This window comes from Paenarthrobacter sp. OM7 (assembly GCF_029873575.1).
GTDB lineage: Bacteria > Actinomycetota > Actinomycetes > Actinomycetales > Micrococcaceae > Arthrobacter.
Genome location: NZ_CP123579.1, coordinates 156,353 through 170,940, shown reverse-complemented (window position 1 = coordinate 170,940; position 14,588 = coordinate 156,353). Strand labels below are relative to the sequence as shown.

At 63.8% G+C, this 14,588-nt stretch carries 15 protein-coding genes; 6 read left to right on the top strand and 9 right to left on the bottom strand.

Translation table 11 applies throughout. From position 1 onward, the window contains the following. Positions 1–53: 53 nt before the first annotated feature. Entirely contained in the window at positions 54–1,004 is a 951-nt protein-coding gene (locus QEH68_RS00855; RefSeq protein WP_280625706.1) for a glycosyltransferase family 9 protein, read from the top strand. 42 nt (positions 1,005–1,046) lie between these two features. On the opposite strand, the gene QEH68_RS00850 is transcribed toward QEH68_RS00855, so the two are convergent. Further along, on the bottom strand, positions 1,047–1,823 hold the full coding sequence (locus QEH68_RS00850; protein ID WP_207595710.1) for a sigma-70 family RNA polymerase sigma factor: 777 nt from the start codon (positions 1,821–1,823) through the stop codon (positions 1,047–1,049). Between the two features lie 133 nt (positions 1,824–1,956). Here QEH68_RS00850 and QEH68_RS00845 point away from each other — a divergent pair, with 133 nt between their 5' ends. After that, positions 1,957–2,697: a GAF and ANTAR domain-containing protein gene (locus QEH68_RS00845; protein WP_207595709.1), complete on the top strand. Its 741-nt coding sequence runs from the start codon at positions 1,957–1,959 to the stop codon at positions 2,695–2,697. Between the two features lie 37 nt (positions 2,698–2,734). Here the strand turns inward: QEH68_RS00845 and QEH68_RS00840 are convergent, their stop codons facing one another. From QEH68_RS00840 to helR, 4 genes are all read right to left on the bottom strand, one after another. Next, complete coding sequence (locus tag QEH68_RS00840) at positions 2,735–3,130, bottom strand: DUF1761 domain-containing protein (protein WP_280625701.1); 396 nt, start codon at positions 3,128–3,130, stop codon at positions 2,735–2,737. 80 nt (positions 3,131–3,210) lie between these two features. Continuing rightward, entirely contained in the window at positions 3,211–4,065 is an 855-nt protein-coding gene (locus QEH68_RS00835; RefSeq protein ID WP_280625700.1) for an AraC family transcriptional regulator, read from the bottom strand. A 39-nt stretch (positions 4,066–4,104) separates the two neighbouring features. After that, positions 4,105–4,950 (bottom strand): HAD family hydrolase, encoded by an 846-nt coding sequence (locus QEH68_RS00830; protein ID WP_280625698.1) that lies wholly within the window; start codon positions 4,948–4,950, stop codon positions 4,105–4,107. Positions 4,951–5,023: 73 nt separating this feature from the next. Continuing rightward, complete coding sequence (helR, locus tag QEH68_RS00825; RefSeq protein WP_280625695.1) at positions 5,024–7,222, bottom strand: RNA polymerase recycling motor ATPase HelR; 2,199 nt, start codon at positions 7,220–7,222, stop codon at positions 5,024–5,026. A 176-nt stretch (positions 7,223–7,398) separates the two neighbouring features. Here helR and QEH68_RS00820 point away from each other — a divergent pair, with 176 nt between their 5' ends. Next, positions 7,399–8,139, top strand: coding sequence for a class I SAM-dependent methyltransferase (locus QEH68_RS00820; protein WP_280625693.1), 741 nt, complete (start codon positions 7,399–7,401; stop codon positions 8,137–8,139). Here QEH68_RS00820 and serS read toward each other — a convergent pair. Continuing rightward, positions 8,136–9,416, bottom strand: coding sequence for a serine--tRNA ligase (gene serS / locus QEH68_RS00815; RefSeq protein ID WP_280625691.1), 1,281 nt, complete (start codon positions 9,414–9,416; stop codon positions 8,136–8,138). The genes QEH68_RS00820 and serS overlap by 4 nt on opposite strands. 110 nt (positions 9,417–9,526) lie before the next feature. Between serS and QEH68_RS00810 the strand changes: the two genes are divergently transcribed. After that, the gene (locus QEH68_RS00810; protein WP_207595702.1) at positions 9,527–10,588 is read left to right on the top strand and encodes a diacylglycerol kinase family protein; all 1,062 of its coding nucleotides are present in this window, start codon (positions 9,527–9,529) and stop codon (positions 10,586–10,588) included. On the opposite strand, the gene QEH68_RS00805 is transcribed toward QEH68_RS00810, so the two are convergent. From QEH68_RS00805 to QEH68_RS00795, 3 genes are all read right to left on the bottom strand, one after another. After that, entirely contained in the window at positions 10,585–10,815 is a 231-nt protein-coding gene (locus QEH68_RS00805; RefSeq protein ID WP_280625687.1) for a hypothetical protein, read from the bottom strand. The genes QEH68_RS00810 and QEH68_RS00805 overlap by 4 nt on opposite strands. Before the next feature lie 105 nt (positions 10,816–10,920). Next, positions 10,921–11,856, bottom strand: coding sequence for a prephenate dehydratase (pheA, locus tag QEH68_RS00800; protein WP_207595700.1), 936 nt, complete (start codon positions 11,854–11,856; stop codon positions 10,921–10,923). A 30-nt stretch (positions 11,857–11,886) separates the two neighbouring features. Next, positions 11,887–12,213 carry a rhodanese-like domain-containing protein gene (locus QEH68_RS00795; protein ID WP_024818941.1) on the bottom strand — a complete coding sequence of 109 codons (327 nt, stop codon included), beginning with the start codon at positions 12,211–12,213 and terminating at the stop codon, positions 11,887–11,889. A gap of 157 nt (positions 12,214–12,370) precedes the next feature. On the opposite strand from QEH68_RS00795, the gene QEH68_RS00790 reads away from it, so the two are divergent. Together QEH68_RS00790 and QEH68_RS00785 are read left to right on the top strand one after the other, a co-directional pair. Further along, entirely contained in the window at positions 12,371–13,114 is a 744-nt protein-coding gene (locus tag QEH68_RS00790; protein ID WP_280625671.1) for a peptidase E, read from the top strand. A gap of 25 nt (positions 13,115–13,139) precedes the next feature. Next, the gene (locus QEH68_RS00785) at positions 13,140–14,543 is read left to right on the top strand and encodes an amidase (protein WP_242703471.1); all 1,404 of its coding nucleotides are present in this window, start codon (positions 13,140–13,142) and stop codon (positions 14,541–14,543) included. Positions 14,544–14,588 lie beyond the last annotated feature (45 nt).

Sequence of the window (14,588 nt, the reverse complement as noted above, 5' to 3'; positions counted from 1 at the left end):
ACAGTGCGGCGGTGAGAAGTTTCGTGCCGCTAGACTCCTAGCGGGAGGCCACCATGAATACAGCTGAACGCAACGATCAACCTCTTTTGCTTGCCCTGCGCGCCTTGAAGCTCGGTGACCTTTTGGTCGCAGTTCCGGCGCTTCGAGGCCTGCGGCGGGCCTTTCCCGAACACCGCATTCTGTACGCTGCACCGGCCTGGATCGCCGAGGCCCTGGAACTGGTGGGCGGCATCCATCATTTGCCTACCCCGGGCCTCGACGACCCCCTGACCGTCCCGCACGGGGCCGTGGACATTGCCGTGAACCTGCACGGAAACGGCGCCGAGAGCCGCCTCCGGATCGAGGAACTGGGGGCCAACCGGGTGGTCGCGCACGAGGCACCCGGGATCGATGGACCGGCCTGGACCTCGGGCTTGCCTGAACGCGAGCGCTGGACCCGACTGCTCAACTGGCACGGCATCGAAGCCGACCCCCTGGACTACCGGTTGAACCTCCCCGCTGTCCCTTCGTCGCGCCCGGGAGCCACCGTGATCCACGTGGGCGCGGCTTACGGCAGCCGGCTGTGGCCCGTGGATCGGTTCGCGGACGTGGCGGTGGAACTCGCGGCAGCCGGGCACGACGTAGTGCTCACTGGTGGCGCGTCGGAGCGCGGGCGCGCTGAGCAGACAGCCGCGTTGGCGAAACTCAAAGGAGCAAACCTCGACGACGGCCTGCTGGCCGGGCGGCAAGGCCTTGCCGAGTTCGCGGCCACCATCGCCGAAGCGCGGTTGGTGGTATCCGCCGATACCGGTGCAGCGCACTTGGCGTCCGCCTATGGGCGCCCGTCCGTGGTGCTGTTCGGCCCCGCCCCCGCGGAAGAATGGGGACCGCCGCCCGGACCGCACAAGGTGCTGACCGCCGTCGAACTCCGCCGCGGTGATGTGTTCTCAGCCGATCCTGATCCGGCGCTTTTGGCCGTCAGCGTCCGCGACGTTGTGGACGCCGTGGAGAGGCTGGGCACATAGGGACCCTCTTCCGGCGGTAACGCGGGTTGTGATCATCGGATTCTAGGGGGCAGTCCCGTCCTGCAAATGGGCTTGTTCGTCCAGCAGTTGGGTTTGAAGGGAAACGAGGATCTTGGACAGCTTGCGCGATACCTGCATTTGCGACATCCCCAGGGCCTCGGCGATGGTGGACTGCGTTTCCTCGCGGTAGTAGCGGCGGTAGAGCAAGTGCCGGTCCTCGGCGCTCAGTCCGCGGATGGCGTTGCGGAGAGCCAGCACGTCCTCGAGGCGGTCCGTGGGGCACCCGAAAGCCGAAAGCGAGCCTTGGAGGCCCTCGCGGCCCTCGGATACTGGAGCATCCAGGGAATCCGGGCGTTTGCTGGTGCCGGCCATCAGTGCTTCGCGCACCTGGCACGGCTCCAGGGCCAGGTCCTGGGCCACTTCCTCGGGCGTTGGCGTTCGTTGCAGAGTTTGGGTCATTTCCTCCGTCCGCGCCAGCACTTGGCGGCGGACATCCTGAATGGTTCGCGGAGGGCGCACCACCCAGCAATGATCGCGGAGGTAACGTTTGACCTCGCCGGCGATCGTGGGCGCGGCGTAGGCAGGGAAACTAACGCCTTTTGATTCGTCATAACCCCGCGAAGCCTTGATGAGGCCCATGTACGCGACCTGCCTGACGTCGTCGAGGTCGTGGGTGTGGGCCGAGTACCTGGAGGCAATGGACTTGGCCAGATTGAGGTGGTCCAGGATCAGGCTGTCCTGAAAGCTTTGCTGGATGCTCCCTTGCGGTGCGTTGGCGGGGGGACGTGAGGGGACGTCAAAGCGTGGGATCTGTCGCATGGGGCTTCAATCCTCTACCTGCTGGTTAGGTGAGCCCACGGCAAGACTCTTTAAAAAGAGAAGCACACTTACTATTAGCTTTCAACGGGGTTAGGCTCAAAAGGTAGCCGCGTCCACCGAATCGGAGATTTACATGGAAGAACCACAACTCGCAGAGCCGAGTACGGTCCTGTCCGATATTCAGGATTTGTTGCTGGGCACGCCTGACGTCGAGGCGTTCCTTGAGGAGTTGGCCCGGCACTCAGCAAGTATCTTCAGCAGCCCTGACCACGAGGTTTACTGCGGAATCACGCTGATGCGTCACCGCACAGCCGGCACAGTGGCCAGCAGCAGCGAACGTGCACGGCAACTGGATGAGGTCCAATACGCGTTTGCCGACGGGCCCTGCCTGCATGCCTGCCGCGAGGGCACCCAGGTCCATATTCCCGACTTTGAAAAAGACGACACCTGGCCGGAATATAACGAGGCCATCACCGACCATGGCCTTCGTTCCGTGCTTGCGGTTCCCTTCCCACTGCCGGACGACACAGCCATGGCGGGTCTCAACCTGTACTCCGACCGCCCCAACGCTTTTGACCAGGCAGCCGTGCAGCGCGCCAACGACTACGTGGGGCAGGCCGCCAAGGGCCTTCAGCTGGCCATCCTGATTGCCCAGCACAGCCAAACCGCCGCCAACCTGCGGGCGGCCATGGAGTCCAGGACCGTGATCGACATCGCCACCGGGATCATCATCGCGCAGAACCGCTGCACCCAGGAGGAGGCGATGGAACTCATCAAGAAGGCCTCCAGCAACCGCAACGTCAAGCTCCGGGTGGTTGCGCAAGCCATTGTTGAGTCCGCCGGCGGAGGGCCGGTCCAGACGGTGTTCAAGTAGTTCAAGTAGTTCAACTTGTTTTTGTACCTACGGGGCGCTACCCCTGCATGGCTCCGATGATTGCGCCCATCACCGTGAAAGTGACCACGTTGTAGCTGCCGTTGATGGCAAAAAGTGTGAGGCTGCGGCGCTCGAACAGGTAATTAACACCCAAGGCTGTTGCCACCCATCCCAGGCCCGCGGCCAGCCCGGCAAAGGTCCCGAACATGAACCCGGCCCGGCCGATGAACGCAGCCAGGACAACGGCCATCACAGCCGCCAGGAGGAACGAGCCCACAAAGACGCGAGCCGTCCCGGACTTCAACTGTTCATCGCCCACCCCGGCCGCCTTCTGCCACGGTTTGGCGAACAGCAACGAATACCAGAGCCCACCCACTACGAACGTGGCCAACGCAGCCAACAACACAGCGAGCCCATTGATCTGAACGTCCATCAGTGTCCTCTCCAGGGTGAGCAGTTCCTGAATGGACAGTACGCCCGGTCAAGCTCGCGGTCTTGTAAAAAAACCGCAGGCTATCCGGCTACTTCCTCGAGCGGGATAAACGTGGCATATTCCGCCCCGTAGTTCTGCACCACCTGAAGGTATTCGGTGGGGGTAAAACCACTGAAGCGCCTGAAAGACCGGATCAGATGAGGCTGGTCGTAGTAATCGGCCAAGTGAAGGAGTTCCCGGCCCGGGATGGAGCCCATAGGCAGGGCTGCCGCCTGGTTCACGAGCCTGTTGAACCGGCACACGTCCGAATAAGCCTTGGCCGTGGTCCCACAATCCCGCATCATGATGCGCTCCAGCGTGGACGCGCTGATCCCCAATCCCGCAGCCACCACGCTGATTTCGACGTCCTCTTTAGCAAGGGTTTCCACGGCGTGCATTGTCCGGGGATCGGCCGCGTACCCCGGCCTGAGCTGCGCTTCCAGAAAACTTGCCAGTGCCGCGAAGGCCTCTTCAGGCCCTGCGGTGGTCAGTTGAGAGCGGAGCAAGGAAAAACCAGGAAAGATGCTTTCAGCATCCACCACCCGGTTCTGAAATTCCGACGGCGGCCGGTTGGTAAACGCTGCCAGTCCATAGGGAGCCAGACGGGCACCAATGTTGAACAGCTGGTCCGGGTTTTCACTGATGACATAACTGCGTTGCAGGCCTGCGTAAAAGCCCGTGGAAACTTCCGTTGCGCCGGCTTCCGACAGGGTGGGGGCTGTTCCACCCTCAGGCGGGGTGATCAGCCTGTACGGGTCAGACAGATTCAGAATCAGGTGTGCCGAAGGGCCGGGGAGAATCTTCTCGTACCGGGCCTGAGGCTGAGCACGGACAAACCACAGCTGGGTAACGAACGGCTGCAGTCCGGGCGGCGCGGGGCACTCTTCATAGAACACAGCCCCAGTCTAGGTACCCCGCCGCCCGCTAATGCGCAGTTACAGCAGGCCGCGCAGAACCAAGGCTGCGCCGTCGTCGAGCACTGACGCGGTGACCTCGTCCGCAACGGCGAGTACCTCGTCGGGGGCCTGGCCCATGGCAATGCCCCGGCCTGCCCAGGTGAGCATCTCGATGTCGTTGCGGCCATCACCGACGGCCACCGTGTTGTTCCGGTCCGTGCCGAGCTTCCGGCGCAGGGCTTCAAGGGCGCTTGCCTTGGTGACACCTTCCGCGGCGATGTCCAGCCAGGCTGTCCAACCCACCGAGTAGGTCACGCCGGAAAGTCCGATGTGCTTGATGGCCTCGTTGAACTCATCCGAGGTGTTCTCGCTGCTGAAGACCACCACGCGGACCGCGGTGGCATCCAACATGGTCTGAAAGTCCACGCCGATGGACTCCACACCGAAGCTGGCATCCTGGAAGCGCTCGGTGGAGAGGAAGTTGCCGTCCTCGTCTTCCAGCGCGTACTTGGCGTTGGGCAGCCGTTCGCGCAGGGCCTTCAGAGCCGGAGCGGGATCGAAGGTTGCCTTGTGGATGATCTCGTAGCCCTTGTCCAGCGAGGGATCCAGTCGAAGTGTCACGCCGCCATTGCAGCACACTGCGTAACCTCTCTCGAGGCCGATCTGTTCAATAATGGGCAGCGTCGCGTTGAGTGAGCGGCCCGTGGCGATCATGACGTCGTGGCCGCTGGCAACCACTGCCTGCGCAGCAGAGCGAACGGCTGGTGACATGTGGCCGTCGTGGTCAACCAAGGTGCCGTCAACGTCCAAGGCGATCATGAGGTTGTTGTTGTTATTTGGCTGGTCATCGATGCCAGCAACTGGAGTATCAGTCAAAATAGTCATGCTTACAGTAGAGCAGACACTTCCGACACCGAACTAGGACCGGCGCCACAGCTGTGGATTAACGGACGGTGAATCATTCGGATGGTTCCACATTCCTCCCCAGGATCACGAGTTGCTGGGTGGCCCGGGTCATGGCGACATAGCGGTCCACTGCACCTTCCATGCCTGCGCCGAACCCGGCCGGGTCGATGACAACCACCAGGTCGAACTCGAGACCCTTGCATGATTCAGGCGTGAGCCAGCTGACGCGGTCCAGTGTGGGCTTCGTTGCCACGGCGTCCGGCTGGCTGACGACGCAGGCCGTGCCCTCCGGGTTCTTGGCGAGCCAGACTTCCAGGATGGAGTTGAGCTCCTGAGCTTTCCCATGGACCACGGGGATGCCACTTTTGCGAACCGATGTGGGGACGTTGGCGTCCGGGAGGGCCGCCCTGATGACCGGCGCAGCTTCCGCCATGACTTCTTCCGGCGTGCGGTAGTTGATGCTGAGGCTGGCCACGGAAATGATACCCAGGCCCACCCGCTCCAGGCGTTCCTCCCAGGTCTCAGTGAACCCGTGCCTGGCTTGGGCGCGGTCCCCCACCACCGTAAAGCTCCGCGACGGGCAGCGAAGAAGCAGCATCCGCCACTCAGCGTCGGTCAACTCCTGGGCCTCGTCCACCACAATGTGCGCGAACGGTCCTGCCAGGACATCGGGATCAGCTGCGGGCACCGCATCACTGCCCAGCAGTTTGTCCCGCATGTCATCGCCCCGCAACATGTACATCTCCAGGTTTTCTGAGTCGTCAGCTGCAATCAGGTCATCTACCACCCGATCCATGAGCTCCCGTTCCGCGGCCAGCGCCGCTTCCTGCTTCCGCCTGCGTCGGGAAGCTTCAGGGTCGCCCAAGCGTTGGCGGGCTGCATCCAAAAGCGGCAGATCCGCCGTCGTCCATTCCTCCGGGTCTTGACGCCGCAGTACCGCCCTTTCATCAGGCTGCAACCATGGTGCGCACAGCTGCAGATAAGCAGGTACACGCCAGAGGTCGGCCACCAGCGCCCCGTAGGAGAGCAACGGCCAGGCCTTGTTGAATTCCTCCTGCAGCCCCGCGTTGTGGGCCAACATCCTCCGGAGCAAGCCCGTGGGAACATCGCGCTCGGCCACCTTGTCCATGAGGATTTCCAGCAGCGCCTCCCACACGTCGTCGCGTGCCTCGTTGTGCGGGGTGCCGGGCTCTGCGGCATCGAAGGCCTCGGCCCAGTCTTCGGTGCTGAGCCAGATGTCGGCGTACGGCGTCTCAACCTCCATGCCCCTGGACGGCGGCGCCTCGTAAAACCTCACGGCAGCCTCAATCGCCTTCACCATCTCAACGGACGACTTGAGCCGGGCGGCGTCGGGATCACTTTCGACGACGGCCGTGGCACCTTCCGGGACCAGGTCCCGCAGCGTGCAGGTCTGGACTCCCTCTTCGCCCAGGCTGGGAAGAACATCCGCAACGTAAGCGAGGTAGGGCTGGTGGGGGCCGACGAACAGGACATCGCTCCTTCGATGGTTACCTCGCTGGCTCAGCCGAGGGTCCGAATAGAGCAGATATGCCGTGCGGTGCAGGGCGACCACGGTCTTACCGGTACCAGGACCGCCGTCGACCACCAGGGCACCCCGCGAGCCTGCCCGGATGATCTGATCCTGGTCCGCCTGGATGGTCCCCAGCACGTCCCGCATTCGAGCCGTGCGGCTGCTGCCCAAACTGGCGATGAAGGCGGATTGGTCATCCAGTGCAGCGTTACTTTCCAAGCCATCCGCCGTGAACACTTCGTCCCAGTAGTCACTGATCCGCCCTCTGGTCCAGCGGTAGCGGCGGCGACTTACCAAACCCATCGGGTTGGCGTGGGTCGCTCCGAAGAAGGGCTCCGCCGCCGGCGAGCGCCAATCGATCAGGAGCCTGCGGCCTTCTGTGTCATTGAGTCCCAGCCGCCCTATGTAGGTGGGCTCCGGATTGTCAGCGGTGACCATACGGCCCAAGCAAAGATCCAGTCCGAAGCGGTTGAGAGCCCGCAGCCGCGCGGTGATCCGATGAATTTCCTGGTCCCGGTCCAGGGCCGCCTGGCCCCGGCCGCCGGGCTGCTTTCGCACGGCATCGAGACGGTTGGACAACTCCGTGAGGGATTCTGAAAGGCTGGTTGCGATGGCTTCAAACTGCTGCTCATCGCTGCCGATCAACATGGGCACGGCCTTGCGGGCAAGGTGCTCCGGCAGGGCGAATGCCCTGGTTTTCAGGGGGCTGGTTTCGGGCATGGCACGAGTCCCTTTTCTCTGGGCGATGGGGTTCGTGGATCCATTGTTCGGCATGCAGGGGGCCTTGCCGCAAGCCCCCGGGTGGGTTATAAATTGAGTATGGAAGGGATCATTTCCCTTCCTTTTTTGTGCCCGATTTCCCGGGGATCCGGCGACGAGACCGTTAGGGTGGGCGGATGTCTTCCCGAATGACCTCAGCCCAACTGTCAGCCCTCTACGACGCGGAGAATCAGTGGGCCGCGGATGACGACTTTTTCCTGGCTTTGGTGAATGAGCGGCCGGACAGCCGGGTGCTGGATCTGGGCTGCGGTACCGGTCGGATCACCTTGGCGGTTGCCGCGGCTGGCCATGCCGTTGTTGGCATCGACCCCAACTCGGGTTCCCTTGCGGCTGCGCGACAGAAACCCGGGGCTGAAGGCGTCACCTGGTTGGACGGGACATCGGCGGCGATCCCCCGCGACGCTGCCTTTGACGTAGCGATCATGACGGCGCACGTGGCTCAAGCGATCTACGACGACGGCGACTGGTCCCGAACGCTTGCCGACATCAACCGTGCGCTCGTCCCGGGAGGTCGATTGGCTTTCGATTCCCGAGACCCTGCAGCCAGAGCGTGGGAATACTGGACTCCGGCGAAGACGCGGCGGCGCTGCGCCCTCCCCGACGGCACTGCCTTGGAAACGTGGATGGAGTGTGATCCTCGGCCGGGCGGGCTTGTTGCACTGACTGAACACCGGGTCGTGGACGGGAGCATCGACAAACCCGAGACATCCGTGCTGGCCTTCCGCACGGAAGATCAGCTCCGCCACGATCTAGCCTCAGCAGGCTTCACGGTGGACCACGTCTGCGGCGGCTGGGCCGGCGAGGACGTGGGCAGCGGGCAAGGCGAACTGATCGTGCTTGCCCGCAAGCCCCGCTAGATAACCGGCAGAACCTCAAGCCCGCCAAGGTACTTCTGCAGCGCCTTGGGAACGTTGACGGAGCCGTCCGGGTTCTGGTGGTGCTCAAGGATGGCAACGATCCAGCGCGTGGTGGCCAGCGTGCCGTTCAGCGTGGCAACGGCGCGGGTTCCCTTGGCAACACCTTCGTCGTTGATCACGCGTTCGCGGATGTTGAGGCGGCGCGCCTGGAACGTGGTGCAGTTGGACGTCGAGGTGAGCTCGCGGTAGGCGTTCTGGGTGGGAACCCACGCTTCACAGTCGAACTTGCGGGCCGCGGACATGCCGAGGTCGCCGGCGGCAGTGTCGATCACGCGGTAGGGAAGCTCGCACTTTGCCAGCATTTCCTCTTCCCACGCGAGCAGGCGCTCGTGCTCGGCAGCTGCTTCCTCAACCGTGGTGTAGATGAACATCTCCACCTTGTTGAACTGGTGCACGCGAATAATGCCGCGGGTGTCCTTGCCGTGGGAACCTGCCTCGCGGCGGTAGCAGGAACTCTGGCCCGCGTAGCGGATGGGGCCTGCGGAGAGGTCCAGGATCTCGTCTGCGTGGTAGCCGGCGAGGGCCACCTCCGAGGTTCCAACAAGGTAAAGGTCGTCTTCAGCGAGACGGTAGATCTCGGCGTCGTGCTTGACATCAAAACCGGTGCCCTGCATGGTCTCCGGGCGCACCAAAGTAGGGGTGATCATGGGGACGAAACCGGCGTCGATGGCCTGCTCCATGGCCATCTGCAGGAGGGCCATTTCCAGCCGGGCGCCAACACCGCGAAGGAAGTAGAAACGCGAGCCGGAAACCTTGGCGCCGCGTTCCATGTCGATCGCGCCAATCAGTTCACCGATTTCCAGGTGATCCTTCGGCTCGAAGTCCGTGAATTCGCGCGGAGTACCGACGGTCTTGACCACGACGTAGTCGTCCTCGCCACCCTCGGGTACACCGTCCACCACGAGGTTGGGGATGACCCGGAGCAGTTCTTCCTGCTTTGCCTGGGCGGCTGAGGCTTCAGCGGCAGCTGCTTTGACCGAGTTGGCCAGTTCCTTGACCTCGGCAAGCAGCGCCTGCTTTTCCTCGCCCTTGGCCTGCGCAACCTTCTTGCCGAAAGCGTTTTGCTCTGCGCGGAGCGTCTCGTGGCGGATCAGCGCGGCACGGCGGTCGGAGTCAGCGGAGATGATCGCGTCCACAACGGACTCGTCGGCGCCACGGGCGCGCTGGCTGGCACGGTACTTGTCCGGATTTTCGCTGAGGTCTTTTACGTCGATCACCAGACAAGAGTATCGAATGCGCCGCGGATTTCCGGCCCGCAGCGGGAAAGGACACCCGTCGCGGAGACTCGGCATGGAGGGACCTGCCCAGGGGATAGTGTTGGATCACCATGAGCGACTGGATCCTGTACGTGATTCTCGCTGGGGGCGTGGCCTTTGCCGTCTCCAGTTGGTGGGGTGTGCGCCGATTGAAAGCCCGGCACATCAGAAGCGCTGTTCGGGAGGATACGCACAAGCCCGGAGCCGGGGACCAGCGGGTGGCAGTCATCCTGAACCCCGTGAAGAACAACGCGGATGTTGCCCGGCAGGCCATCTTGGACGCCTGCGACCTCGCGGGATGGGACGCCCCCAAATTCTACGAAACCACCCTGGAAGATCCCGGTTACAGCCAGTCCCGGGAGGCTCTTGCGTACGGGGCCGACGTCGTCCTGGCGTGCGGCGGCGACGGTACAGTGCGCGTGGTGGCTGAGTCCCTGGCGCACAAGAACGTTGCCATGGGCCTCATCCCACTGGGCACCGGAAACCTGCTGGCGCGCAACGTGGATTTGGACGTCACCGACCTTGAGGACTGCATCCAGGTGGCGCTGTTCGGCCACCAGCGCTACATCGATACCGCCACCATGGGCGTGGACAACGACATCACCGGCGAGTCCGCCGAGCACACGTTCCTGGTCATCGCCGGCATGGGCCTTGATGCCGAGGTTGTTGGCGATACCAGGGACAAGCTCAAGAAGAGCGTCGGTTGGCTGGCCTATACCGAAGCCGGCGTCCGCCACCTTCCCGGCCGCCGCAAACGAGTCACCATCACCATGGATGACCAGCCCGAGCAGGCCCGGAAGATCCGCAGCGTACTGTTTGCCAACTGTGGTTTGATCCCCGGCGGCATCGACTTCATCCCCCAGGCCATGGTCGACGACGGCATGCTGGACATTGTGGTCATGAGTCCCCGCAGCGCTTTCGGCTGGCTCGCCATGTACACCAAGGTCCTCTTCAAGCACAACGCGAACCTGCCGATGATGAGCTTCTACCGCTCCGGCAAGGTGGTCATCCGCAGCCAGGAACCCATGGCAACACAGCTGGACGGCGACCCCTCGGGCGAGGCTACAACGGTGACCGTCCAGGTGGCGCCAGGGTCCCTGCTGGTGCGCGTGCCTAAAGCCAAAACCGGCTAAACAGCGCCCTTTTCGGGTTGTGCCGCGTTCTTCCCGGCTTCTTCAGCCGCTGCCTTGGCTGCGGCCCGGGCCTCGGACTGCTCCTTGATCATGGCCTGCTCCTCTTCGAAGCGCAGGCGATCCGCACGGTCAGCGTCGTCGCCGTCCCAGTCATCTTTGTTTTCACTTGAGGGCTTGGGATTGACGATCATGCCCTGGCCGTCTTTGTCATCGCTGTGGACAGTCATGACCGCTCCCTTCGTTTGGCATTCAGCCATCGTTGATGGATCAGGCAAGCATACGCATAGAAGCATGACTGCGAAAGAGCGCGCTTTCCACGCTGTGGAAAGCGCCTAGGAGCCCTTGAGGATCGAGTCAACCCACGCGTGCGCCGAGGCAAAGGCGGCGTCGGACGTATGCGGGGCCACCACGGCCGGCTGTTTGTCGGCGCGGGCATAGGAGCCCAGGAACCGCGTGGCCGGGCTGATGCGGTGGAGGCCGGCCAGGGCGTCCGCTACCCGTGAATCCGTAGCGTGACCGTCGGCGTCGATGCTGAAGAAGTAGTGGCCCAGGTACTGTCCGGTGGGCCGGGATTCGATGCGGCTGAGGTTCACTCCGCGGGACGCGAACTGGTCCAGGATCTCCATGAGCGCGCCGGGATGGTCCTCAGGCAGCGGGACAACAACGGTGGTCTTGTCAGCTCCGGTGCGGCCTGGAAGAAGGCCGGGTTTGCTCACCAGAATGAACCGCGTGACGGCCTCGGGGTTGTCGCCGATGTCCTCCGCCAGAACATTCAGGCCGGGTTGTTCCGCAGCGACCAGCGGCGCACAAATGGCGGCTTCATACGGCGCATCGTCCTCCAGCAGGCCCATCGCGGAGGCCGCCGTGGACGACCCCGGAACGTAATCGGCGTTCGGAAGGTGCTCATCCACCCACAAGCGGCACTGCGCCCAGGCGTGCCCGTGCGTCGAGATCCTCTTGATGTCGGAAAGTTCGACGCCGGGCCTCGCCACGAGCACGAAGGTGATGGGAACAAGGGCCTCACGGATGATCCGGAGCTCCTGGCCAGTGGCGATCGCGTCCAAGGTGGCAGTGACCCCGCCCTCCACCGAGTTCTCGATGGGCACCATGGCCGCATCAGCCTCGCCGGCACGGACCCGATCCAGGGCCGTGTTGACGTTGGTGCAGGGAATCCGCGTGGCGTCAGCAGCACCCGGTACTTGCAGGAGGGCGGCCTCGGTGAAGGTGCCCTCGGGACCGAGGAACGTGTAGGTCACTGGTGGCGTCAAGAGATATTCCTTGCTGGTTATATAAGCAGGCTAGAGAACAACCGGCTTCAGTCCATTGTCCGAGACCATCGGCTTGCCGGTCTCGAACCACATATCCATGCCCCCTGCTACGTTCACGGCAGAGTAGCCCTGTCCTACGAGCCACTGCACGGCGCGGAAAGAGCGACCGCCGGTGCGGCAGATGACAAAGAGGTCGTCGTCTGGATCCAGCTCATCCAGGCGTGCCGGAAGCTGGTCCATGGGAATGTGGCGCGCTCCTTCGGCATGGCCTGCCACCCACTCGTAGTCTTCGCGGACGTCCAGAATGCTGGCGTCGGCCGGAATGTCGCCCACAGGCACGGTATCGAAGTCGCTCATAGCGGTCCCTTCCCATCGATTAAGTCCAGGATCCAGCCTAGTCCCCACTGCGTGGCACCGTAACTTCGCAGGCGGACCACGCTTGCGCCCCAAGCCCGGGACGCTAAGACTGGGACCCAAGCACTCCCCCCCAACACTCGCGCGTTAGGAGTACCCCATGGCTGCTGGGCACCCCACGATTCTGGCGACATCCGGCGGCTACAAGCCCGGCGATCGGACCAGGATCGAGTTCAACCACCTGATGCATTACGCCGTGGAACTGTCCGGCGTCACCGGCCGGGCTCCCCGCGTCACACACATCGGCACGGCCTCCGGTGACCAGCGTTGGTGGGCCGCGGAAATGGACCAGGCCGCCCGCATCGCAGGCTTCGATTTCAGCCACCTCAACCTTTTCACCATGCCCAACATCGAGGACCCGGAGGCCCATCTCCTGGAGCAGGACGTGGTGTGGGTTAATGGCGGTTCGGTGGTGAATCTGCTGGCCGTCTGGCGCGCGCATGGACTGGACGGGATTCTGCGCCGGGCTTGGGAAAGCGGCGTGGTCCTGGCCGGGGTTTCCGCCGGCTCCATCTGTTGGTACCAAGGCGGCGTGACTGATTCCTTTGGGCCTGAGCTCAAGCCCGTTACCAACGCCCTGGGCTTCCTCCCTTACGGCAACGGGGTCCACTATGACTCAGAACTTCGCCGCGCGCCTGCCATTCACCAGTTGGTGGCCAACGGCACTCTGGGTGAGACGCACTGCACGGACGACGGCGTCGGGCTGGTTTACCGGGGGACGGAACTTGTAGAGGTGGTGTCCGAAGTGAAGAACAAGGCCGCCTTCCGGGTGACCGCCGGAGCGGGCGAGAGCGTAGATGCTGTTGCTGTGGAGGAACGGTTGGAGTCGCGTTTCCTTGGCTGATCCTTACGTGCATGACATATCACGAATGACGGCTGTTGAGCTCCGTGATGCCCTGGCTTCGGGCGAAGTCTCAGCCAGTGAAGCCACCACCCACTTCTTGTCCATGATCGAAGCCGGAAACAAGCAGCTGGGCGCCTTCGTCACGGTCACCGCGGAACAGGCCCTGCAGGACGCGGCCGCCGCGGATGGGCTGCACGCCAGGCTGAACCGGGAGGGACGCCTGAATGAACTTCCCGTCCTCCACGGCATGCCCACGGCCTTCAAGGACCTCACCGATGTTGCCGGCGTTCCCACCACACACGGCAGCGCGGCCCTTGAGCACAAGCCCGCGCCCGAGGATGGCGCCCTCGCCGCGACGCTGAAGGGCCTCGGCGCCATCTCACTGGGCAAGACCCAGGTTCCAGAGTTCGGACTGACGGCCTACAGCGAAAACCGCGTTGCACCGCCGTCGCGCAATCCGCATTCACTGGGTCGAAGCTCTGGTGGGTCGTCGGGTGGCAGCGCTGCCGCTGTGGCCGCCGGCCTGGTGCCGTTCGCTCCGGGGACCGACGGCGGCGGGTCCATCCGGATCCCGGCCGGCGCGTGCGGCCTGGTCGGGTTGAAACCGGGGCGGGGCGTGGTGCCATCGGGTGCGAGCGCGGGCGACGCCGCCAAGCTGGTAGTCGCCGGGCCGCTGGCAAGAACAGCAGCAGATGCAGCGCTCCTGATGGACGCGCTGGTCCCTCGCGACCAAGCGCCCGACGGCGGATACCTCGCCAACGTGGGGCGGGCACCGGAACCCATGAGAATCGGTGTGACCCTGGATAGCCCGTGGGCCGGCATCTACCCGTTCCAGATCGGGCAGGAAGCGATGGACGCCCTATCGCTGGGGATCCGGCTGCTGGAAAAGGCGGGCCACAGCGTTACCGAAGCCGAAATCCGCTACGACAACCGCTATCCCGAGGCATTCACCACAGCCTGGACCGCCGGCGTCGGGAGTGCTCGGATAGCACCCCAGCGCGAGGCGTTGCTGACCCCGTTGACCAGGACGTTCCGGCGTCGGGCACAACAGCGGAGCGCGTTGAAGGTCAACGAGGCCCTGGGTTTCCTGCGGCAGTTCGAGCACGACACCATCACGCAGTACTCGGGCTGGGACCTGATGCTCATGCCGACGCTGGCCCAGACACCGCGGCCGATCGGTTGGTTTACCGGAGGCGGGCACAGTGGTGAACTCTGGCCGAGCGAGTGGGCAGGTGACGCCGACGAGGACTACAAACGGCAGTGCGAGTACGCCCCGTGGTCGTCCATGGTGAACGTGTGCGGACTTCCGGCGATCAGCATTCCGGTGCATACGACGCAGGGCGGACTGCCAATGGGGATTCAGCTGGTTGGCCAGCCGGGATCTGAACTGGTGCTCCTCCAGCTCGCGGCGGTCCTCGAGAGCCGCTGAGGCCCGCTGGGCGTGCCTGGGTCGCGCGTCTAACATATGGAAAGT